A 22,005-nucleotide genomic window follows, 5' to 3' on the forward strand; every position below is an offset into this window, starting at 1 on the left:
TTGAAATATAAATTTTTAGCTTTTGCAACTTTGTTTCTTGCAAGTTTAAGTGCCTATGCCGATCTTAAAGTGGGCTTTGTTCAAGTCGATAAAATCTTACAAGAAGCCCCACAAACGATTGAGAGTAACAAAAAATTAGAAAAGGAATTTAGTTCGCGGACGGATAAACTTAAAACAGATATCAAAACATTAAAAGAAAAAGAAGCTGCATTTTCAAAAGATGTTTTAACCTTAAAAGAATCTGAGCGAGCGACTCGTGAAAAAGGATTAGCGCAATTCAGGATAGATATACAACGCATAGAACGAGAACTCAAAGAAGATATTAATATTAGACGAAATGAAGAGCTTGGCGGTCTTCAAGACCAAATCAATAAAGCTGTGACCGCAGTATCTAAAGCGGAGAATTATGATCTTGTTATGTATAGTGGTGTCGCTTATGCTAGTAAAGAAATTGATATTACAGATAAGATCTTAAAATCATTAGGTAAAAAATAATAACTGGCCTAAATTGTTCTTATGGCCCAAACAATCACATCTGGTGATCTAGTAAAAAAATTAGGTGGTGAGTTAATAGGTGATTCAAACATACTTATTAACTCCGTTGCTTCCTTAGAATCAGCCCATAAAAATTCAATTTCTTTTTTTAATAATCCAAGATACTCAGATTTATTAAGAACCACAAAAGCAGCAGTTGTTATAATTAATAGAGAGAGTCTTTCTTTTCGCACGGGCATCTCCATAGTTATAGATAATCCATATTTATATTTTGCAAAGGTTTCTCAGTTACTGAATCCCAGCAAAACCTTAAAAAAAGAAGTTCATAAGTCTGCAATCATTCATCCGAGTTGCAAATTGGGTCTGGATATATATATTGGTCCCAATGTTGTTATTGATGAAAATGTTTCTATTGATGATGGTGTTGTTATTCATGCGGGTTCTATGATTGAGGCTGACAGTGTAATTGGCAAAGCTTCAGTTATTCATCCTCATGTTGTCATAAAGGCTAATACAATTATCGGTAAAAATTGCACCCTTTATGCTGGATGCGTCATTGGCTCAGATGGCTTTGGTTATGCAAAAGACGATAATAAGTGGCTAGCTATTCCTCAAACAGGAGGAGTGATTTTAGGTGATAACGTTGATATTGGCTCAAATTCAACAATTGATCGAGGTACTTTAGATGATACTATTATCTATAGCGGCGTTAAAATTGATAATTTAGTGCAGATTGGACACAACTGTATGATTGGTGAAAATACGATTATTGCAGGATGTGTCGGTATTGCAGGCAGTGCTAAAATCGGGAAAAATTGTGCTATCGGAGGAGCTGCTATGATCTTAGGGCATTTATCAATTACAGATAATGTGACTATCTCACCGGGCTCAATGATTACAAGATCAATCAAAACTTCCGGAACTTATACTGCGCTTATGCCTTTCCAGGACCATGAAGCATGGCTTAAAACTGCAGCAAAAATTAGAAGATTAAAATAATGGGAATAGTAAAGATGGCTGAAAACACAGCAATGGACATTCACGAAATTTTAAATCACTTGCCGCACAGATATCCTTTTGTGCTTATTGATAGAGTAATTTCAATGGAGCTCGGAAAAGAAATTTACGCCATCAAAAATGTTTCAATTAATGAACCATTTTTCCCAGGCCACTTTCCATACTATCCGGTAATGCCTGGCGTTTTAATTGTAGAGGCAATGGCGCAAGCTGCAGCTATTTTATCTTTTAAAACAATGGATACAAAACCATCAGATGATTCAGTTTATTACTTTGCCGGAATAGATAGTGCTCGGTTCAAAAAACCAGTTTCCCCTGGTGATCAACTTATTATCCATGTAAAAATAGATCGCGTTTTAAAAGGTATTTGGAAATATATTGCAGTCGCTAAGGTCAACGATGAGATTGTGGCTGAAGCTAGCATGATGTGCATTTTAAAGCCTATCGAAAAAAAATAAATTTATAGAGTTGTAATACTATTTTGATTCATCCTACCGCAATCGTTAGTCCCAAAGCTAGTTTAGATTCCAGCGTTAAAGTTGGGCCGTATTCTATTATTGATGCAGATGTAAACATTGGAGCGGACTCGGTCATTGGAAATCATGTGACCATTACTGGGCATACTACAATTGGAAAAAATAATCACATCTACCACTACAGCTCTATCGGCGAAGCACCGCAAGATAAAAAATACAATCAAGAAAAAACATTCCTAGAAATTGGTAATAATAATACGATTAGAGAATTCTGCACTTTTAATCGAGGTACGGCTCAAGATAAGGGAATAACAAAAATAGGTAATGATAATTGGATTATGGCGTATGTTCACATTGCCCATGATTGCGATATTAAAAATCAAATCATACTTGCAAATAATACATCCCTTGCTGGTCACGTTTCAATTGATGATTATGCAATTTTAGGAGGATTTACTCTTGTACATCAGTTTTGTAAGATTGGCAGTCATATTATTACAGCTGTCAACACGGTGGTCTTTAAGGACATTCCACCTTACGTTATAGCAGCTGGCTATGATGCAAAACCAAATGGTATTAATGCAGAAGGCTTAAAAAGGAGAGGCTTTGATCCAGAGATTATTGCCAAAATTAAAGAGGCTTATAAGATTTTATATCGCCAAGGTCTTTCTCTTAATGAGTCCCAAGAAAAAATTAAATTACTAAGTAAAGATACTGAGGCTCTCACTCTTTATATCGAATTTATTGCTAAATCTACCCGCGGTATCATTCGTTAACTATGAAAACGATTGCCATAGTTGCCGGAGAATCTTCCGGAGACTTGCTAGGAAGTCACTTAATCAAGTCTTTAAAAGTAAGCCGTTCCGATCTTAAGTTTATAGGTGTAGCTGGGCCAAAAATGGTCAAAGAGGGGGCTTTCTCATATTTCTCGATGGAAGAGCTTTCAGTAAGAGGTTATTTTGAAGCCTTCAAAAAGTTATTTCACCTTTTAAAACTAAGAAAAAATCTTTTAAAAAAAATTCTAGATACAAAACCTGATTTGTTTATTGGTGTTGATGCCCCCGACTTTAATTTTTGGATTGAAAGGCAGTTAAAGAAAAAAGGTATTCCTGTTATTCATTACGTCAGTCCATCTATATGGGCATGGAGAGGGGACAGACTTGGAAAGATTAAAAAATCGATAGATCATATGTTGACAATATTTCCTTTTGAGAAAAAAATTTATGCAAAGGCTCGCATTGAATCGACTTTTGTTGGACACCCTCTTGCTGAGATGATCCCACTTCACCCAAATAAAAAGAAAGCACAGAATAAACTTAAAATTATTAAGGCCACTAAAGTTATAGCACTTTTGCCTGGGAGCAGGCAAGGGGAAGTAAAATGGCATGCGCAACTTCTTATTGACTCAGCAATCGAGCTTTCAAAAAAAATCCGGGATGTAAAATTTTTAGTGCCTCTGCCCACTAGAGAAACGTATAATATTTTTTCGAGAGCTTTATTTAAAAATACACATGCAGAATTAGATATTCAACTTCTCATTGGTCATGCGTCAGATGCAATTAATGCAGCTGATCTTGTTATTGTGGCATCCGGAACCGCAACACTTGAAACTGCACTTTATAAAAAGCCTATGATAGTCATTTATAAAATGTCATCAATCAGCTGGCAAATTCTTAAACGCATGAGATATTTGCCATATGTAAGCCTTCCAAATATTCTTCTTAATAAGTTTCTTGTACCTGAACTTTTGCAAAATGATGCAACACCAGAAAATATTACTTCAAAAGCCATCGAAATCTTAAAAGATGCACCCTATAGAAAAAATCTTTTAATCCAATTTACAAAAATCCACCATCAGCTAAAGCAAAATACATCTTACCGCTTAAATAAAATTATTTTAAAATTCATTAAATAAATGTTTGTAAATTTAATTTGTGGCGTAGATGAGGCGGGCAGAGGACCTTTAGCAGGCCCAGTTTATGCTGCTGCAGTTATTCTGGGCCCTGATTTCGATACCGAAGGCTTGCGTGACTCAAAAAAACTATCTGAAACCAAAAGATATTCACTTGCAGCACATATAAAGAAAAATGCTTTAGCTTGGTCTGTGGGTATATGTAGCGCGTCAGAAATTGATGAAATTAATATCCACCAAGCTACATTATTGGCTATGAAAAGAGCCATTGAAGGTTTAAATGGCTATACTTCAATTAAAGTCATGGTAGATGGGTTATTTTGCCCTCAAATAAATTTTCTATGTGAGGCGATTGTCAAAGGTGATGATAAAGTTGCTGAGATTTCAGCTGCTTCAATTATTGCAAAAACAGAACGAGATCTTAAAATGATAGAGATTGATAAGATTTATCCTGGCTATCAATTCAAAAAGCATAAAGGTTACCCAACAAAATTACATATAGCAATGATTAAATCTGAAGGTCTTTGTGAATATCATCGTAAAAGTTTCTCACCTATAAAAGAAATGTTAGCCTTGCAGTAAAAATACACAGGGCTTATTTTTTAAATCTGGTGTGGTTTCTTTTTTCCAATTGGCTATATTTTTCGTCAAAATAAATTCACTTTCCGATGACATGTCTAATGCAATACAAAGTTTTGTTTTATCTTGAAGTTTACCAATCAAATCATTAAAAATATGCTGGTTTCTGTAGGGCGTTTCAATAAAAATCTGAGTTTCGTGATGTTTGCTCGACTCATTTTCAATTGCAATAATTTTTTTTATTCTGTCTTCCTTCTCTGAAGGAAGGTAGCCATGAAATTTAAATTGCTGCCCATTAAGACCTGATGCCATAAGCGCTAAAATGATTGATGATGGTCCTGTCATAGGTATGACCCTAATATTTTTTTGATGTGCCAAGGCAACCATCTTAGAACCAGGATCAGCTACTGCTGGACAACCTGATTCTGAAAGCAGCCCGATATCGAAACCTTCTAAAAGTGGTGTTAAATAACGCGTGATGTCTTCTTGGGTTTTCGTTTGATCTATTACTTCAAAATGCAATTGATTGATCGGCTTATGAAGATTAAGAGCGCCTAAGTGAAATCGCGCTGTTTTTTCATTTTCCACAACAAAATAATCTAGCCCTTCGACAATTTTTCGATGACATTCTAAAAGAACAGATTCTTTAGCGTTTTGATCAATTGGAACAGGAATGAGGTACAAATGTCCAATTTTTTTAGCAGTCATTAAAATGCCACACCTTCATTTTGGAGCATATGTGATAGCTTAATGAGAGGAAGTCCTATTAGTGCTGTTGGATCTTCGCCTTTAATATATTCAAGAAGTGTAATACCAAGACCTTCGGATTTAACACTTCCTACACAATTATAAGGCTGTTCTTTCAACAAATAAGATTCAATAATTTTCTGATTTAGTTCTTTGTACTTCACTTCAAAATCAACAATACATTCTTGAACTTGTTCTGTCTTTGTATTCAACAAACAAAGAGAGGTATAGAACGTTGCAATTTTTCCACTTAAAAAATGGAGTTGTTTTACGGCATTTTCATGGGTGTTAGGTTTTTCAATAATTTGATTTTGACATTCTGCAGTTTGATCAGAGCCGATGATCAACGAATTTGCATAATGGGGCGCTACCTTAAAGGCTTTTTCTCGCGCAAGCCTGAAGGAGATATTTTTTGCTTTTTCATCTATGAGCGGTGTTTCATCAATATCAGGATTAAAGACATCAAATGGTAATTTAAATCTTGATAGTAATTCTCTTCTATAAGGCGATGATGATGCCAAAACAATCGTTAACATGCATGGGTTTCTTTATGATTCAGGTTGAATTTCAATCAGCGTTTCATCTGGTGATACAGACTCACCTTTTACCATATGAATCGCGACCACAATACCTGAAGTAGGGGATTGAATTTCATTCTCCATTTTCATAGCTTCAATTACAATCACACTATCTCCAGCCTCAACTCTGTCACCAATCTTAACTTTTACGTCAATGATTGTGCCTGGCATGGCTGTAGTAATGCAGCCCTCGTGATTAGGTCGAGGCCTTGATATCTTAGAAGTATCATGAGCTTGTTTTTTTGAAGATTTTTTTCCATTTGTAACTTCAACTTCATGTAAAGTTTCCACTAAAACTTCTTCAGAAATGCCATCTACAGAAACATAGAAGGGTCTCCTTGCTTCTCCGGTATAACCTGATCCAGTTAATTTAATATTGAATGTTTCCCCATGAAGTGTGACGTTAAACTCACTAGGTGCAAATTTTTCGGGAGATGAAAATACATTGTCTTTAGGGAGTAAGGGTTCTGGTTTAATACTGCCCGCATTCCTTTCTTGCAAGAATATCTTGGCAATATCGGGAAACATAGCGTACGTTAAAATATCTTCATCAGATTTTGTAATTTGCTCTGCTTCAATTTTTAGCTTTGCAAGTTCAGGCTCCAAAAGATCGGCAGGTCTAGATGTCAGTGGTTTTTTTTCACCAATAGCCATCATTTGAATTTTTTGATTTACTTTGCCAGGTGCTTTGCCATATTCACCCATGAAATAACTTTTTACTTCATTAGTAATCGATTTATATCGAGCACCCGTTAAAACATTCAAGACTGCTTGCGTCCCTACAATCTGAGAGGTGGGTGTCACTAGAGGAGGATAACCAAGGTCTTCACGAACTTTAGGAATTTCAAGGAGTACTTCATTCATACGATCAAGAGCACCTTGCTCCTTAAGTTGATTAGATAAGTTAGAAATCATGCCACCAGGCACTTGATTACTTAAGACACGAGTATCTACACCTGTGTAATCTGATTCAAATTGCCAATATTTTTTTCTAACAATCTTTAACTGCTCGCTAATCTCTTCAACTTTTTTAATGTCAATATCCGTTTTGTAGCCTAAATCCTCTAAGGCAGCAATCATAGATTCTGTCGACGGATGACTCGCACCTTCTGCAAAGCTTGAATTACATGTATCAATAATGTCTGCGCCATTTTGTACAGCAGTTAAAAGATTAATACTTGCTAATCCTGAGGTTGCGTGTGAATGGATGTGAATAGGTAATGAAATAGATTTTTTTAAAGATGTCACAAGCTCTTTAGTGGCTGAGGGTGTTAAAAGACCTGCCATATCTTTAATGGCTATTGTGTCACATCCGTAACTTTCCATTTCTTTTGCAAGACTCACGAAATAGGGGATGTCATGCACCGGGCTTGTCGTATAACTTAATGTACCCTCTGCATGTTTTTTATATTTTTTGACTGCTTTAATAGATGTTGTAAGGTTTCTGACATCATTCATGGCATCGAAAATTCTGAAAACGTCGACACCATTATTAGCTGATTGTTTGACAAACGCCTCAACAACATCGTCTGAATAATGACGATAACCTAATAAGTTCTGGCCACGAAGTAACATTTGTATCCGAGAATTTGGGAGAAATTTTCTTAAAAGTTTTAAACGTTCCCACGGATCCTCTTTTAAAAATCTTACACATGCATCGAATGTAGCTCCACCCCATGCTTCAATTGACCAAAAGCCAAGTGCGTCCAGTTGTGGGCAGATAGGAAGCATATCTTCAGTGCGCAGTCTTGTTGCAATTTGACATTGATGCCCATCTCTTAAAACTAATTCGGTAATATGTATTTTTTTCATAATTCTTTAAATGCCTTCATGAGCTGCAATCGCTGCTGATATAGCTGCAGCCATTAGCTCAGGTGGAAATTGACTTTGATAATTAATAAGCTCTGGATGATCGTCCACAAAACTTGTATTGAAGTTTGCTTCTTTAAACTGTTTATTATTCATAATTTCTAAATAATAAGGGATTGTTGTTTTAACTCCAAATACAACAATATCATTGAGAGCTCTCTTACCTCGTTGGATCACACTTTCCCAGTTCAATGCCCATACAGTCAGTTTTGCGCACATAGAGTCGTAATAAGGGGGAATGACATAGCCTGTGTATATCGAAGCATCAATTCTAACGCCGGGTCCACCGGGTGCGTAATAACGCGTAATTTTCCCAAAGGATGGCATAAAGTCATACTTAGGATCTTCCGCATTAATGCGATATTCAATCGCAAATCCTCGAAAATGAATCTCTTCTTGTTTGTATTGTAATGGGAGTCCAAAGGCAACTCTGATTTGTTCTTGAACAATATCAATACCGGTAATTGATTCAGTAATAGTATGTTCTACTTGAAGACGCGTATTCATCTCCATAAAGTAAAAATTATTTTCAGCATCTAAAAGAAATTCTACGGTGCCCGCATTTTCGTAATTAACAGCTTTGGCAGCTTTCACTGCAAGCTCACCCACATAATTTCTTTGAGCGTTCGTAAGTTGAGGAGAGGGCGCGATTTCAATGAGTTTCTGATTACGTCTTTGAATAGAACAATCCCTTTCAAAAAGATGAACCACATTACCGAAGCTATCAGCCAGAATTTGAACCTCGATATGCTTAGGCGATACGATACATTTCTCAATAAAAACCTCAGGCTTACCAAAAGCTTTTGTAGCTTCAGAAATCACTCGATCATAATTAGGAATGAGTTCTTTTTCGTTATTACAACGTCTAATACCTCGTCCACCACCGCCATTTGTCGCTTTAAGCATGATAGGGTAGCCGATAGAAGAGGCAAGCTTTTTAGCCTCATCAAGACTCTCAATATTGCTTTCACTCCCGGGAATGACAGGAATTGAGGCTGCAATCATTGCTGTTCTGGCTTGGATCTTGTCCCCCATTTGACGAATAATGTCGGCATTGGGGCCAATAAATTTGATATCTCGTCTTGCGCATATCTCGGCTAATTCGGGATTTTCAGACAAAAAACCATACCCAGGATGAATAGCATCACATCCGGAAGTGACAGCGATATTCACAATATTATGCGCGTTTAAATAGCCGGCAAGAGGGTCTGCGCCTACGTTGTAAGATTCATCAGCTTTTTTGACGTGAAGTGCATGGCGGTCAGCATCTGAATAAATGGCTACAGACGTGATATCGAGCTCAGAACAGGCACGAATAAGCCTTACCGCTATTTCACCACGGTTCGCTATGAGTATTTTTTTAAACAATGAAAAGCCTCAGGTTTTTAGCGAAAAATCACTAAATTAGGTTTAATTTAAGAAAATTATAGCATGTCATTTCTTATATAATAATGATGTCTTTTAACCCGAAATCTATTGATGGAACAGCATATAGACAATATTGATTTTTCAAGAAAATCGAGAGAAATTCGTGATATAATTCGCCTCTCTGATTTTAAGCGATTGCAAGATTTATGCTTAAATCTCGAAGACTCGATTACTTTTGTTTTAAGAGGCTTTGAAAATAAACATAGAGAAGCTTGTTTAGAGCTATCCATTGAAGGTAAATTAGATTTAATTTGCCAAAGATGTTCAGAAAAATTAGAGCATACGATTTTTTTAAAATCAGGATTTTTAATTAAAGAAAAAACGCAGTTAACTGATTTTCAAGTTGACGATCATGCGGATTACGACTTAATTGAAGGCAGTGCAAAGATGGATGTTTTAAGTCTTATTGAAGACGAAATCTTACTTTCCATGCCTGGTGCGCCAAAACATGAAAATGATAAGTGTCGCTATAAAAAAACTGATGGCGTGTTAGATCACACTCATCCGTTTGCTGATTTAAAACAAAAATTATATAAAAATTAAATTTAGGAGTTGCTATGGCTGTTCAGCAGAATAAAAAATCACCATCAAAACGTGGAATGCATCGTTCTCACGATTTTTTATCTAATCCACCACTTGCTGTAGAACCAACTACTGGCGAAGTTCATTTACGTCATCACGTAAGCCCTACAGGCTACTATAGAGGCAAAAAAGTTATTCAGAATAAATCAGAATAATTCTTCGTAATTATTCTGATTTATTTCTTTCATTGCTCTTAAACGTTAAGAGAACAAATGACAATTACCCTAGCAGTTGACGCAATGGGCGGCGATCACGGTCCCTCGGTCACTATCCCAGCCTCCATAAATGCGCTATCAAAATACGATCGACTTCATATTATTTTAGTTGGCGATAAAGAGCTTATTCAAACAGAGCTCCAAAAAAATAAATACACCAATACCCGTTTATCTATTCAGCATGCAAGTGAAGTGGTTGAAATGGATGAATCCCCTCAAAGTGCTTTAAAAAATAAAAAAGATTCTTCCATGCGTGTTGCCATTAATTTAATTAAGGAAGAAAAGGCCCAGGCTTGCGTAAGCGCTGGGAATACGGGCGCCCTTATGGCTACTGCCCGTTACGTATTAAAAATGTTACCAGGCATTGATAGGCCAGCCATTGCATCAAGTTTACCCAGTCAAAAAGGCACCACTTACATGCTGGACTTAGGAGCCAATACTGACTGTACGGCTGAGAATTTATTACAATTTGCGGTGATGGGTGCCATGCTTGTAAGTTCTGTGACCGGTAACCCAAAGCCTTCCATAGGACTTCTTAATATTGGCTCAGAGGATATTAAAGGTAATGAGGTTGTAAAACAGGCGGGTGAATTACTACGCCGAAGCCACCTTAATTTTTATGGTAATGTTGAAGGTAATGATATTTTTAAAGGCACAACCGATGTGGTTGTGTGTGATGGATTTGTCGGTAATGTTGCATTAAAATCTGCTGAAGGTATTGCACAGCTTATGGGTCGATTTTTAACACAAGAATTTAAACGTAATTGGATTACAAAATCCATGGCATTTGTTTCCTTACTTGTACTTAATCGATTTAAAAAAAGACTTGATCCTAGAAGATACAATGGCGCTAGCTTTTTAGGTCTTAAAGGTATTGTAATTAAAAGCCATGGCGGTGCTGATAGTTATTCTTTTTTCTATGCTATTCGAACAGCCATTGAAGAGTCAAAAAATAATGTATTAGAGAACATACAAAAACAACTTGAATTAGAAGTGCCCTTAAATATTTCATCATCTGAAAATATATGATTTATTCAAAAATCACAGGGACAGGAAGTTACCTACCCGAAAAAATACTAAGTAATCTTGATCTTGAAAAAATGTTTGAGACGACGGACGAATGGATTACAACAAGAACAGGTATTAAAGAAAGACACATTGTATCAGCGCATCAATATACAAGCGATTTGGCGGTAGAGGCATCTAAACAAGCAATTGAAGCTTCTGGTATTGAGCCAAATAAAATTGACCTCATTATTGTCGCGACAACTACCCCTGATAAAATATTTCCAAGTACAGCTTGCATCGTTCAGACCAAGCTTGGTTTGTCTTTATGTCCAGCATTTGATTTACAAGCGGTATGTAGTGGTTTTGTATATGCACTATCTGTTGCAGACAATTTCATTAAAACAGGTGCAGCAAAATGTGTGTTAGTGATTGGTGCTGACACCATGTCTCGCATTACAGACTATTCAGATCGAAGCAACGCTATTCTTTGGGGTGACGGTGGGGGTGCTGTTATTCTAGAAGCATCAGATCAGCCAGGTATCTTATCTACCCACATTCATGCAGATGGTTCATATGAAAAATTACTACATGTACCCAGTGGCGTATCACATCAAAAGGGCAAATCCACTATTGAAATGCAAGGTAACCAAGTATTTAAAATAGCAGTGAATACGTTAGATTCAATTGTGGATGAAACGCTTGAAATGAATCAATTAGATAAATCAGATATTGATTGGCTTGTTCCCCACCAAGCCAATATTAGAATTTTAGAAGCAACTGCTAAGAAATTAAATATGAGTATGGATCGTGTCATTGTTACTATCGACAGGCATGGCAATACTTCAGCTGCTTCAATACCCTTGGCTCTTGATACAGCGATTCGTGAGCGTAAAATAAAAAGAGGGGAAACGCTGTTGATGGAAGCTTTTGGCGGCGGATTCACCTGGGGATCTGCTTTAATTAAGTATTAAAATCATATAGTTAAGAATGATATATCAAGTAAATTATGACTAATTTTTCTTTTATTTTTCCTGGGCAAGGCTCTCAGGCTGTCGGCATGATGGCAGATTTTAATGACCACTCATTGATTAGATCAACCTTCAATGAAGCGTCTCAAATTCTTAATGTTGATTTTTGGAAAATGGCCACTGAGCCTAATGAAGAAATACATCAAACAATTCATACGCAACCTATACTTCTTACAGCAGGCATAGCGACATGGCGTGTCTGGCAATCTAAAACAGATCGCCTCCCAAATTATCTAGCAGGGCACAGTTTGGGCGAATATACCGCTCTTGTTGCCTCAAATGCGATGGAATTTAAGGATGCTTTAATGCTTGTTAAATATAGAGCAGAAATCATGCAAAAAGCTGTTCCGGAAGGTGTGGGGGCTATGGCTGCTATTCTAGGTATGCCTGACTCGGATGTTATGGATACATGCATGGAAGCTCGAGAAAATGAAGTGGTCGAAGCAGTCAATTTTAACTCACCAGGGCAGGTCGTGATTGCTGGTAATATTTTAGCAGTAGCGCGGGCTATTGAAATAGCAAAAACAAAAGGTGCTAAGCGAGCTATTCTCCTTCCCGTGAGCGTTCCTTCTCACTGCTCTCTTATGCAGAAAGCTTCTGAAGAATTAAAAGAATATTTAACCAATATTACAATTAAAAAGCCAAATATTCCTGTCATTCATAATGTGGATGTGATGGAACATCATGATGCAAACGAAATTAAAGGCGCACTTTCAAAACAACTCTGTCATCCAGTAAGATGGGTTGATACTATAGAAAAAATAGCGTTGAATAAAATTAGTGATATAGCAGAATGTGGCCCAGGTAAGGTGCTTACAGGTCTTACCAAGCGTATTTCGGCTGAATTAAAAGGCGCTGCTCTTATCAATGAAGGTGCTATAGATGAATTTAAAGCACTAATACAGTAAAACTATCTAGGGAAAATTATGTTTATTAATCTTGAAAATCAAGTTGCACTTGTTACAGGCGCTAGCCGAGGTATCGGGCAATCAATTGCTTTAAGTTTAGGAAAACAAAAAGCCTACGTGATTGGCACAGCAACAACAGAAGATGGCGCTCAAAAAATTTCAACATTCCTTAAAGAGCAAAATATTTTAGGTAAGGGTATTAAATTAGATGTAAATAATAATGAAGCTATCTTACAAACGGTAGATGGCATTATTAAAGAGCATGGGGATATTTCAATTCTTGTGAATAACGCCGGCATTACGAAAGACATGTTACTCATGCGCATGAAAGAAGAAGAATGGGATGATGTCATGTCAACTAATTTAAAATCTATTTTCCGTATGAGTCAGGCCCTTATTCGCAGCATGATGAAAAGTCGCTACGGTAGAATTATTAATATCACTTCTGTAGTAGGTCATATGGGTAATGCAGGTCAAACAAATTATGCTGCCGCAAAAGCTGGTGTGACTGGATTCACAAAATCCTTAGCTAAAGAAATTGGTAGTCGAGGTATAACTGTTAATTGTGTTGCGCCTGGTTTTATCGATACAGATATGACAAAAGGATTGTCTGAAGAACATAAAAAGCAACTTCTCGATCATGTGCCATTGGGACGGCTTGGAAGTCCTGAGGATATTGGCGCTGCGGTATGCTTTTTAGCTTCAAAAGAAGCGTCTTATATTACAGGTGAGACACTTCATGTCAATGGTGGAATGCTAATGATTTAAGTTATTTTTTTACTTTATTACAAAATTCTTAACAAGATTTGATAAAATAACACATGACTTTTGAGTCATTTCATAAATAAAGGGGTATTTTAGATGTCTGACATCGAACAACGTGTAAAAAAAATTGTTGCAGAACAACTTGGCACTAAAGAAGCTGATGTAAAAAATACATCATCATTTGTAGATGATTTAGGTGCTGATTCACTTGATACAGTTGAGCTCGTAATGGCTTTAGAAGAAGAGTTTGATTGTGAAATTCCTGACGAAGAAGCTGAAAAGATTACCACTGTTCAGCAAGCTGTTGATTACATCAACAAAAATCTAAAATAATTCTTATGTTATCTAACCTTTTCTAAATATTGAAAGGGCTGGGTTAATCCATGTCGAAGAGAAGAGTTGTAGTCACCGGTTTAGGTTTGATTACTCCTGTTGGTATAGGGGTAGCAGAATCTTGGACTAATATCATTAATGGTCAATCGGGCATAGGTAAAATTACCAAGTTTGACTGCTCATCGTTTCCTTCGCAAGTTGCAGGTGAGGTCAAAAATTTCGACCCGCTTGCGTACATTCCTCCTAAAGATGCAAGACGTATGGATACCTTTATTCAATTCGGTATCGCAGCAGGCATAGAAGCATTTAAAGATTCTGGGATTGAAGTTAATGACAGCAATAGTGAGCGCATTGGCGTTTCAGTTGGGTCTGGTATTGGGGGCATTAATTTGATTGAAGCTACCGGTGAAGTGTTTGATGAAGGCGGTGTCCGAAAGGTGTCGCCATTTTTTATTCCAGGCACGATTATCAATATGATCTCCGGTAATCTTTCTATTATGCTTAATTTAAAAGGCCCTAATGTATCTATTGTGACTGCATGTACAACAGGAACTCATTCGATAGGTGATGCAGCACGCATGATTGAATATGGCGACGCAGATGTGATGTTGGCTGGTGGTTCAGAGTCTGCTATTACCGAACTATCAGTTGCTGGATTTTCTTCAGCTAAAGCACTCTCATCTCGCAATGATGATCCAAAAACAGCAAGTCGTCCATGGGACAAGGATCGCGATGGTTTTGTTATTGGCGAAGGCGCGGGAGTAATGGTGCTAGAGGAATATGAGCATGCAAAACAAAGAGGCGCTAAAATTTACGCAGAGCTTTCAGGCTATGGCATGAGTGCTGATGCGTATCATATTACCGCACCCAATATGGACGGACCAAGACGCTCTATTATGAATGCATTGAAAAATGCACATGTGAATACAGATAATGTGCAATACATTAATGCACATGGCACTTCGACACCTCTTGGCGACCTGAACGAAACTAATGCTATTAAAGCTTCATTTGGAAATTACGCAAAAAACCTTGTTGTCAATTCTACAAAGTCAATGACAGGCCATTTATTAGGCGGGGCAGGCGGTATTGAATCTGTATTCACTGTGCTAGCTATTCACAATCAGATTTCGCCACCCACTATTAATATTTTTAACCAAGATCCTGAATGTGATCTTGATTATTGCGCCAATGAAGCAAGATCAATGAAAATTGAGGTTGCACTCAAAAATAACTTCGGCTTTGGCGGCACTAACGGAAGCCTTGTATTTAAAAGGATATAGATTGTTATCAATGGGTTTAATCCAAAATGAACTCATTAATTAATTCACAACTGGCCGTTTAACTTGTCAAAACAATTTCTCATTAACGGTAAATGTAAGAATATAAGTCCCTTTGATCGTGCGTTTCAATATGGCGATGGTATTTTTAGAACTTTCGTAGTTGAGAACAAAAAACCTCGCCACTGGAAATATCACTATAAAAAAATAGTTGAAGATTGTCTTGCGATTAAAATTACACCCCCAAAAGAAAAAGAATTACTTTCGGATATTCATTTTTTATTTAAAACTAATAAAAAAGCAGTAGGGAAAATTATTATCTCGAGAGGCATTAGTGAGCGAGGTTATAAATTCAATAAGGACATCCTACACAACCGTTTTCTAATTAAAACTAAAATGCCAAGCTACCCAAAGGCAAGTTTTAAGTCTGGCGTCAATCTCTTCGTCTGCAAGCATAAACTTAATCTCTCTATTCTTTCTGGTGTTAAACATCTAAATAGATTAGAGAATATTGTGGCAAGGCAGGAGTGGTCTAGTAATCAGTATGCCGATGGTATTCTCCTTGATCACGATGGGCATGTCATTGAATGTATTTCAAGCAATATCTTTATGCGCGTCGGTAAAATTATTTATACCCCAAAAATTAGCCATGTTGGCATCAAGGGTGTCACAAGAGAATTATTCATTCTAGTTTCAGATCAGTTAGGTTTTAAAGTAAAAGAAGTTACATTTAATTTAAATAAACTTTTAGAGGCTGACGAGGTCCTTATAACAAATAGCTTGTTTGGTGTCTTGCAGGTTAAAAAAATTAAAAATAGATCTTGGCCACATCAAGAATCAGCCTCACTATTTAATCAATTACTCGAGAATTTAAATACATGAAAAAATGGCTTATTCGATTAATGATTATTTTCATACCTTTATTGGCCTGGATTATTCATTTTTTGGCAACACCGCTTCATATCAATAAGTCAGATTTAGCCATAGAAATTGAACCTGGGAGCAGTCTTAAAGCGATAGCCTTTCAACTCGTTGATGAAAAAATACTTAATGAGCCATGGCGGTTTATTCTACTTTCTAAAGCTTTGGGTCAATCTACAAAGCTAAGGCCGGGTAATTACAATCTTAATCCAAATATTACTCCTTACCAGTTGCTAAAATCATTTGTAGAGGGGAGAGCAACAGAAGGATCAATTACGTTTATTGAAGGACAAGACTTTAATTCGATGTTAGATAAAATAAAAGCTAACGATAATATTAAAAAAACAATGAAGTCTTATGATACAAAAGCTATTGCTTCTGCGATTGGTATTCCATACGAATCGGTTGAAGGGCAATTCTTTCCTGATACTTATTATTTTAGTAGAAATACTTCAGACATTGAGATTTTAAAAAGAGCTTATAAAGCCATGCAAAAAAAATTGAATTATGAATGGGCCCGTCGAGCAGAAGAGGTTCCCTATAAAAATAGCTATGAAGCTCTGACGATGGCATCTATTATTGAAAAAGAAACGGGAAAATCTATAGAGGCCAATCTTATTTCAGGCGTATTTATTCATCGATTAAGTATCAAGATGAAGCTTCAAAGCGACCCCACGGTCATTTATGGACTTGGTAAGAAATTTACTGGGGATCTTACAAAAAAAGATTTACTTACCGACACGCCCTATAATACATATACAAGAGAAGGATTACCTCCAGCCCCTATTACTATGCCAGGTTTAATTTCTATTCGAGCCGCACTGCATCCTACCAAAACAGAAGCACTTTATTTTGTAGGGAAGGGTGATGGTACCCATTATTTCTCTGCCAATTTAAGTGAACATAATAGCGCTGTTAGAAAGTATCAAATCAAATGACAATTAAAGGTAAATTTATTACGTTTGAAGGTGTAGATGGTGCAGGAAAAAGCACACATATTGATGAAGTTATCTCCTTCCTTGAGTCGCAAAATATTTCAGTAAAAAGAACAAGAGAGCCTGGCGGGACAAAACTTGGAGAAAAGTTGAGAGAATTGCTTCTTCATGATGAAATGGATCCAGAAACAGAAACACTTCTTATGTTCGCAGCTAGAAGACAACATATCGCAGAAATTATCAAACCAAATCTTGATGAAGGTATATTTGTAGTGTCTGATCGATTTACTGATGCAACTTATGCGTATCAATATGGTGGAAAACAAGTGGCGTACTCTAAAATTCAAACACTAGAAGCATGGGTTCATCCTGACCTTAAGGCTGACCTTACATTGCTATTTGATTTGCCTGTTGAAATAAGTATTGATCGCTTAAAAAAGAATAGAACACCTGATAAATTTGAAAAGGAAAGTGAAGCTTTTTTTAATCGACTTAGAAATGTTTACTTAGACCTTGCAAGACAGCATCCTAATCGCTATAAAATTATTAATGCTAATCAACCTATTGAAACCGTCTCTCACGATGTCATTGAGGCAATAAAAACTATCTTATGATGGATTCCATTTACCCATGGTTTAAAGATGCTTGGATTGCCATTCATAAGAATGAAAAATTACCTCATGCTTTAATTTTTAAGGGCAAGGAAGGGATCGGAAAGTATGATTTTGCGATCACATTTGCAAAGTCTTATTTGTGTCAAAACGCGCTCTCCAATCATTTGCCTTGTGAGGCATGCTCAAGCTGCAAATGGTTTCCAGATTCACATCCAGACTTTAAACATATTGCGCCTATCGAAAGCGATGATGATGAGTCTTCAAAAAGAAAAACTGTTCGCAAAAAAAATATTGCTATTCATCAAATTCGTGAGCTTTCAGAATATCTGGAGCTTTCAGCTCACCAAGAAAAAGGGAGGCGCATTGTCCTAATTGAACCAGCAGATTCACTTAATCAGGCTGCATCAAATGCGCTCCTTAAAATTTTGGAAGAGCCACCAGAAAATACTCTGTTTATTCTCGTAACGAGCCAAACACAAAAGTTAATTGCTACTATTCGAAGTCGATGCCAATTGCTAGAACTTCGAGGTCCCTCATTTGATGAGGCTAAACTATTTTTAGATAGACAAGAAATAGTTCATGAAGAAAGTTTGCTCTCATTTACAGGTGGTTCACCATTTAACGCTATTAAAGAATTAGAAAATCAATCAGAGAGAGATGTTATTACACAGCTCCTATCCCAGGGTCATAAAATTGATTTCACCAAAATTAATTATGCGATTCTGACCCAAGGGCTGGATTGGACACTAAATATAGTTCAAAAATGGATTTTTGATTTATTGCTTAGTTTTCATACGCAGCAAAGCCACTATTTTAAAGGGCAAGAAGCGCAGATCTTCTCGCAAACAAAGCAGCTTAATTTAAATACTTTGCTCTTATTTGCTAGCGAATTAAATGAATTAAAAAAGATTGCATCACACCCTGTAAATCAAGAACTACAATTGCAAAATATTTTTGTTAAATATAAACAAATTTTTGAGCCATCATGACAAGTTTTGTAGACTCTCACTGCCATATTAATTTTCCAGAGCTCTATCAAAATATAGATGCTATTTTTTCTAAAATGTCATCAAATAAGGTCACACATGCCTTATGTGTGAGTGTCACCTTAGATAAATTTCCAGATATTTATAAGATGGCAAATACATACCCACATATTTTTGCCTCTGTGGGTGTGCACCCCGATTACGAGAATATTCAAGAGCCTACTATTGAAGAGTTATGCCATTTTGCCAAAGAAAAAAAAGTGGTAGCTATTGGTGAAACTGGATTAGATTATTTTAGGGTTCAAGGTGACCTTACTTGGCAAAGAGATCGTTTTAGAACGCACATCAAAGCAGCCGTTCAATCAAATCTACCCCTTATTATTCACACACGAAACGCGGCAGAAGATACCTTAAAAATTATGCGAGAAGAGGGTGCTGATAAAGTAGGGGGTGTGATGCACTGCTTCACCGAGTCTCTTGATGTGGCTTTAGAAGCCATTAAGCTAAATTTTTATATTTCATTTTCAGGTATTGTGACATTCAAAAATGCGACCGAACTTAAGGAGGTTGTGAAATCCATTCCTCTTGATCGCATCCTTATCGAGACTGATTCGCCTTATCTAGCACCTGTGCCTTATCGAGGAAAAATGAATGATCCATCTAATGTTATTTATGTGGCAGAAGAAATAGCCAAATTAAAAAATATTTCAGTAGAAGAGGTAGGTCAAGTCACTACAAATAATTTCTTCAGGCTTTTTTCAAAATGCAGCCCATCGAATTAACTATTCTTGGTGCCGGTTCTAGCGCAGGGACGCCTGTTGTTGGCTGTAATTGCCAGACTTGCATGTCAACCAATCCAAAAAATAAACGTACGCGCTGCTCTTCACTTATTAAATTGGGAACAGGAGAGCATATTCTTATTGATACGAGCCCAGACTTACGCTTTCAATCATTAAGAGAATCTATTTCTAGAGTTGATGCAGTACTTTATACACATACGCACGCTGATCATCTTCATGGTATTGATGATTTGAGAGCTTTTTGTCAGATGCATAAGATACAAATACCTATTTACGGAAAGAAAGAAGCACTTGACCATATTGCCTTAAAATTTGGTTATGCTTTAAGTGAGCCAAAGGGTTTTTGGGAAATGCCGGTATTAAAAGCTATACCCATTAAAGAAGCATTCAGTCTTTTTAACGAACTTGTTGTACCCATTCCTGTTATGCATGGAAAATTAGAAATATATGGTTATCGGATAGGTAACTTAGCTTATCTGACTGACGTATCTCATATCCCTGAAAATTCAATGAAACTTTTAGAGGGTCTAGATATCTTATTACTGGACTGTTTGCGCATAAAAGAACATCACACACATATCAATCTTGAACAGAGTTTGATGTTTGCCAATCAAATAAAAGCCAAGAAAACATATTTGATTCATATGACACATGATTTAGAATATGAGTCATTAAAGAAAGAATTACCTGATCATATCGATGTAGGGTACGACGGGCTTAAAATCACCATCAATTAAAGGTTAATATGCCAACATTATTTAAAAAATTACTATTTATATTCATAGCTTTAGGGTTTTCTTTTCAAGTGCTTGCTGAGGGAAAGAAACTCTATACAGAAAATGAGTTTCTCGATGCTTTCGGGGCCAAATCTAAAGAAAAAGTACTACAAATTTTAGGTGAGCCTGCCAGGAAAGAAATGTCTGTAAAGCCTACTAATGCAAGTTCTGTGATTGGAAGACCTACAGAAAAAGGTGTAGGCTCTAGTAACCGTGTCAATATTGAGATGTGGTACTACAATAATCTTGTGAAATCTGACGGAAAAAATACCTGGAAACAGACTGAGCTCACGATTATGAATGGTAAAGTTAATAATATAGGTTTCTTTAATAACCGATAATATTCATGTCTGGCTCACAAGAAAAAGAGCTGCTGACCCAAGCGATTGATTTCGCGATCAACGATTCGTGGGAGGCTTCTCACAAAATTGTTCAAGACCTTCATTCCGCAAAAGCTTATTGGATTCATGCTGTCCTTCATAAGATTGAGGGCGATGAATTCAATAGTCGCTACTGGTACGAGAGGGCGCAGCAGTCCTTCGAGGTTTATAATGACCCAAAGCAAGAACTCATTTTCATAAAAAATAACCTTTAGGAAATCCCGATGGATGATCAAGACGCCGTAGAAGTGACATGTACTGACAATGGCAAAAAAGTAACTGGCTATATCCTAAATTACAGAGCAAAAGATCAATTAGAAATTTCTTTAAATACAGTGAAGATTCGAATGCAGTATAAATCAGGCATATTTGTAGGTTCAATGGCGGGCATGGAATTTGTAGTCCAGGAAGAGGCATTGCCAAGGCAATTTAAAGACTTTCATAGATAGGTTTGAATTAACCTAACTTCGTATAATGTATATTATGTAAAATAAATGATACAGCCTAAACTAAATAGTACTAAAAAGCGTTTTTAAGTCCTCTGCTCCAATGTCATTAGCAATCTTATTTGCCTCATCTAACTTAGACATACTAAGATCGATATTTAATTTCTTTTTGTAATACTTACTTTGGGCAAACAAAACTTTAGCAAGATAGTACATTCCCCCATTCTCTCGTGAAAACTTCTCAAATTTCAATAGCGTTCTTTCAGATGAAGCTAGATCATTAGCCTCCAAATAATATAAAGCAAGATTAATCCCAGATTCTGCATATTCACCTAACAAACCAGTACGATCGAAAGCCAAATTAGCCTTTAACTCATACTCGATAGCTTTCGTATAATTCTTAAGTAATGAATATGAAAAAGCAGCTCGATCAAGATTAGCCGCACGTTCTTCATCATTGGCAGCTGCTGAATAAGCCTCAAGGAATGTATTTGCAGCTTCATCATACTTACTAAGGAGTAATAAAGTCTCAGCAATTTCAACTAAATAAAGACGCTTAAAAGGTTTATTGGCTTTTAAATGTGAATAAGAATTTTTTAAATGTGAAAGGGCATCATCTAATCTTTTAGCTTCTTTTAATGTCATACCCATTAGTAAATCAGCCATAAAATGATCAGTATCATTTTTTGATAACTTATCCGCTAGCTTAAAGTTATTTATAGCCTCATCGAAATTTTTAAGCCTTAAATTAACTTTCCCATGACAAAAAGCAGATTTGAATTCACCCTTTTTTGTTTTTAAGGCATCTTCATATTGGTTATCACTTAATAGCTCATCACATGATTTGATTGGCTCTTTAGAAAAAGTATTTGTAGAAAAAAATACGCTCAATAGTATTACTAAAAAATGTTTTTTAATTTTCATAGT

Annotated in this window: 28 protein-coding genes; 23 read left to right on the plus strand and 5 right to left on the minus strand. The window is 36.4% G+C overall.

The genetic code is table 11. The features are described 5' to 3' along the window. Genes FIT63_RS03610 through rnhB form a run of 6 tightly spaced genes read left to right on the plus strand, consistent with a single transcriptional unit; the run spans position 1 to position 4,482 of the window. Complete coding sequence (locus tag FIT63_RS03610; protein ID WP_140006595.1) at positions 1-495, plus strand: OmpH/Skp family outer membrane protein; 495 nt, start codon at positions 1-3, stop codon at positions 493-495. Positions 496-516: 21 nt separating this feature from the next. Further along, on the plus strand, positions 517-1,494 hold the full coding sequence (gene lpxD, locus FIT63_RS03615; protein WP_140006596.1) for a UDP-3-O-(3-hydroxymyristoyl)glucosamine N-acyltransferase: 978 nt from the start codon (positions 517-519) through the stop codon (positions 1,492-1,494). Positions 1,495-1,508: 14 nt separating this feature from the next. After that, positions 1,509-1,970 (plus strand): 3-hydroxyacyl-ACP dehydratase FabZ, encoded by a 462-nt coding sequence (fabZ, locus tag FIT63_RS03620; protein ID WP_140006597.1) that lies wholly within the window; start codon positions 1,509-1,511, stop codon positions 1,968-1,970. 20 nt (positions 1,971-1,990) lie between these two features. Continuing rightward, on the plus strand, positions 1,991-2,764 hold the full coding sequence (lpxA, locus tag FIT63_RS03625) for an acyl-ACP--UDP-N-acetylglucosamine O-acyltransferase (RefSeq protein WP_140006598.1): 774 nt from the start codon (positions 1,991-1,993) through the stop codon (positions 2,762-2,764). Between the two features lie 2 nt (positions 2,765-2,766). Next, complete coding sequence (lpxB, locus tag FIT63_RS03630; protein ID WP_140006599.1) at positions 2,767-3,903, plus strand: lipid-A-disaccharide synthase; 1,137 nt, start codon at positions 2,767-2,769, stop codon at positions 3,901-3,903. Continuing rightward, positions 3,904-4,482: a ribonuclease HII gene (rnhB, locus tag FIT63_RS03635; RefSeq protein WP_140006600.1), complete on the plus strand. Its 579-nt coding sequence runs from the start codon at positions 3,904-3,906 to the stop codon at positions 4,480-4,482. It begins immediately after the preceding gene. Here rnhB and FIT63_RS03640 read toward each other — a convergent pair. Genes FIT63_RS03640 through FIT63_RS03655 form a run of 4 tightly spaced genes read right to left on the minus strand, consistent with a single transcriptional unit; the run spans position 4,468 to position 9,041 of the window. Further along, a complete protein-coding gene (locus tag FIT63_RS03640; protein ID WP_140006601.1) occupies positions 4,468-5,187 on the minus strand; it encodes an SAM-dependent methyltransferase in 720 nt (239 codons plus the stop codon). The genes rnhB and FIT63_RS03640 overlap by 15 nt on opposite strands. After that, entirely contained in the window at positions 5,187-5,762 is a 576-nt protein-coding gene (locus tag FIT63_RS03645) for a Maf family protein (protein ID WP_140006602.1), read from the minus strand. Before FIT63_RS03645 ends, FIT63_RS03640 begins: the two co-directional genes overlap by 1 nt. 12 nt (positions 5,763-5,774) lie before the next feature. Then, on the minus strand, positions 5,775-7,616 hold the full coding sequence (gene oadA, locus FIT63_RS03650) for a sodium-extruding oxaloacetate decarboxylase subunit alpha (RefSeq protein ID WP_140006603.1): 1,842 nt from the start codon (positions 7,614-7,616) through the stop codon (positions 5,775-5,777). 6 nt (positions 7,617-7,622) lie between these two features. Further along, positions 7,623-9,041: an acetyl-CoA carboxylase biotin carboxylase subunit gene (locus tag FIT63_RS03655; protein ID WP_140006604.1), complete on the minus strand. Its 1,419-nt coding sequence runs from the start codon at positions 9,039-9,041 to the stop codon at positions 7,623-7,625. Positions 9,042-9,152: 111 nt separating this feature from the next. On the opposite strand from FIT63_RS03655, the gene FIT63_RS03660 reads away from it, so the two are divergent. From FIT63_RS03660 to FIT63_RS03740, 17 genes are all read left to right on the plus strand, one after another. Beyond that, the gene (locus FIT63_RS03660) at positions 9,153-9,644 is read left to right on the plus strand and encodes a YceD family protein (protein ID WP_140006605.1); all 492 of its coding nucleotides are present in this window, start codon (positions 9,153-9,155) and stop codon (positions 9,642-9,644) included. 14 nt (positions 9,645-9,658) lie between these two features. Further along, complete coding sequence (gene rpmF / locus FIT63_RS03665) at positions 9,659-9,838, plus strand: 50S ribosomal protein L32 (protein WP_028817942.1); 180 nt, start codon at positions 9,659-9,661, stop codon at positions 9,836-9,838. A gap of 57 nt (positions 9,839-9,895) precedes the next feature. Continuing rightward, entirely contained in the window at positions 9,896-10,927 is a 1,032-nt protein-coding gene (gene plsX, locus FIT63_RS03670; protein ID WP_140006606.1) for a phosphate acyltransferase PlsX, read from the plus strand. Next, a complete protein-coding gene (locus FIT63_RS03675) occupies positions 10,924-11,877 on the plus strand; it encodes a beta-ketoacyl-ACP synthase III (RefSeq protein WP_140006607.1) in 954 nt (317 codons plus the stop codon). The genes plsX and FIT63_RS03675 overlap by 4 nt, the downstream gene beginning before the upstream one ends. 35 nt (positions 11,878-11,912) lie before the next feature. After that, positions 11,913-12,842 carry an ACP S-malonyltransferase gene (fabD, locus tag FIT63_RS03680; protein ID WP_140006608.1) on the plus strand — a complete coding sequence of 310 codons (930 nt, stop codon included), beginning with the start codon at positions 11,913-11,915 and terminating at the stop codon, positions 12,840-12,842. 18 nt (positions 12,843-12,860) lie between these two features. Further along, positions 12,861-13,610, plus strand: coding sequence for a 3-oxoacyl-ACP reductase FabG (gene fabG / locus FIT63_RS03685; RefSeq protein WP_140006609.1), 750 nt, complete (start codon positions 12,861-12,863; stop codon positions 13,608-13,610). 93 nt (positions 13,611-13,703) lie between these two features. Beyond that, a complete protein-coding gene (gene acpP, locus FIT63_RS03690; RefSeq protein ID WP_028817778.1) occupies positions 13,704-13,940 on the plus strand; it encodes an acyl carrier protein in 237 nt (78 codons plus the stop codon). Positions 13,941-13,990: 50 nt separating this feature from the next. Further along, entirely contained in the window at positions 13,991-15,223 is a 1,233-nt protein-coding gene (gene fabF, locus FIT63_RS03695; protein WP_140006610.1) for a beta-ketoacyl-ACP synthase II, read from the plus strand. Between the two features lie 63 nt (positions 15,224-15,286). After that, entirely contained in the window at positions 15,287-16,102 is an 816-nt protein-coding gene (pabC, locus tag FIT63_RS03700; RefSeq protein WP_189342251.1) for an aminodeoxychorismate lyase, read from the plus strand. Next, entirely contained in the window at positions 16,099-17,079 is a 981-nt protein-coding gene (gene mltG / locus FIT63_RS03705) for an endolytic transglycosylase MltG (protein ID WP_140006612.1), read from the plus strand. The genes pabC and mltG overlap by 4 nt, the downstream gene beginning before the upstream one ends. A gap of 2 nt (positions 17,080-17,081) precedes the next feature. Next, a complete protein-coding gene (gene tmk, locus FIT63_RS03710) occupies positions 17,082-17,690 on the plus strand; it encodes a dTMP kinase (protein WP_420886448.1) in 609 nt (202 codons plus the stop codon). Further along, complete coding sequence (holB, locus tag FIT63_RS03715; protein ID WP_140006614.1) at positions 17,687-18,679, plus strand: DNA polymerase III subunit delta'; 993 nt, start codon at positions 17,687-17,689, stop codon at positions 18,677-18,679. Before tmk ends, holB begins: the two co-directional genes overlap by 4 nt. Then, positions 18,676-19,458 (plus strand): TatD family hydrolase, encoded by a 783-nt coding sequence (locus FIT63_RS03720; RefSeq protein WP_140006615.1) that lies wholly within the window; start codon positions 18,676-18,678, stop codon positions 19,456-19,458. Before holB ends, FIT63_RS03720 begins: the two co-directional genes overlap by 4 nt. Beyond that, complete coding sequence (locus FIT63_RS03725) at positions 19,449-20,213, plus strand: MBL fold metallo-hydrolase (RefSeq protein WP_140007153.1); 765 nt, start codon at positions 19,449-19,451, stop codon at positions 20,211-20,213. Before FIT63_RS03720 ends, FIT63_RS03725 begins: the two co-directional genes overlap by 10 nt. A gap of 8 nt (positions 20,214-20,221) precedes the next feature. After that, on the plus strand, positions 20,222-20,593 hold the full coding sequence (locus tag FIT63_RS03730; protein WP_140006616.1) for a DUF2845 domain-containing protein: 372 nt from the start codon (positions 20,222-20,224) through the stop codon (positions 20,591-20,593). Between the two features lie 5 nt (positions 20,594-20,598). Then, complete coding sequence (locus tag FIT63_RS03735; RefSeq protein WP_140006617.1) at positions 20,599-20,847, plus strand: hypothetical protein; 249 nt, start codon at positions 20,599-20,601, stop codon at positions 20,845-20,847. 9 nt (positions 20,848-20,856) lie between these two features. Further along, positions 20,857-21,081 carry a hypothetical protein gene (locus FIT63_RS03740; protein WP_140006618.1) on the plus strand — a complete coding sequence of 75 codons (225 nt, stop codon included), beginning with the start codon at positions 20,857-20,859 and terminating at the stop codon, positions 21,079-21,081. A gap of 60 nt (positions 21,082-21,141) precedes the next feature. Here the strand turns inward: FIT63_RS03740 and FIT63_RS03745 are convergent, their stop codons facing one another. Next, the gene (locus FIT63_RS03745; protein ID WP_140006619.1) at positions 21,142-22,002 is read right to left on the minus strand and encodes a tetratricopeptide repeat protein; all 861 of its coding nucleotides are present in this window, start codon (positions 22,000-22,002) and stop codon (positions 21,142-21,144) included. Positions 22,003-22,005: the final 3 nt, after the last annotated feature.

The sequence above is a fragment of the Candidatus Methylopumilus planktonicus genome, assembly GCF_006364715.1.
GTDB classification, from domain to species: Bacteria; Pseudomonadota; Gammaproteobacteria; order Burkholderiales; family Methylophilaceae; genus Methylopumilus; species Methylopumilus planktonicus_A.